Source organism: Rhodococcus sp. IEGM 1379 (assembly GCF_030056815.1).
GTDB lineage: Bacteria > Actinomycetota > Actinomycetes > Mycobacteriales > Mycobacteriaceae > Rhodococcus_F.
In genome coordinates this window covers 1-584 of record NZ_JASHKR010000199.1, presented here as the reverse complement: position 1 = coordinate 584, position 584 = coordinate 1, and the positions used below count along the sequence as shown (strand labels likewise).

General features: G+C 60.4%; 1 protein-coding gene. It reads right to left on the bottom strand.

All coding sequences use genetic code 11. From position 1 onward, the window contains the following. The coding region (locus QM600_RS29510) for a TolB family protein (protein WP_502943141.1) at window positions 1-584 on the bottom strand (584 nt) is incomplete at both ends.

Sequence of the window (584 nt, the reverse complement as noted above, 5' to 3'; positions counted from 1 at the left end):
GGAAATATCGACAACCAAATCCCCCGACAGTGTCGTTGCTCTGTTGTAGAGAATGTGTGAACCATCCGGTGTGAACTTCGGATGCACAGCGTACGTGTCGGTCAGCGGCGTGATCTCTCCACCACCGGTAGGCATCGAGTAGATCTCCGAGCCGTTGTTCCCACCGCGATTGCTCGAGAAAACCAGAGTGGAACCGTCGGGCGAGTAGGCGGGGTCCGCATTCCAAAATTGGTCCCGCAGAACCACCTTCGTTTCTCCACCCGTCACCGGTGTCTCGACTATGTATCCGCCGACTCTGAAGACCACCCGCGAACCGTCCGGCGAGAACGTCGCATCGGATCCGCCCTCCTCCTCGGCGACAACGCGCACGTCGGAACCGTCGGTGTTCATGATGCTGATACCGCTGCCAGTGCTGAACGCGATGTGGGACCCGTCCGGGGAGAAGACAGGCTGATGGCCACCCTCGCGAACAGTGCGCGATTCACCGGAATCGAGGTCCACGAGCTCGATGAACCTCCCTCCGCGGGTGTACGCCAGCTGTGTTCCGTCGGGCGATAGCGCGGCGTAATTGCCGTACCGGCTAT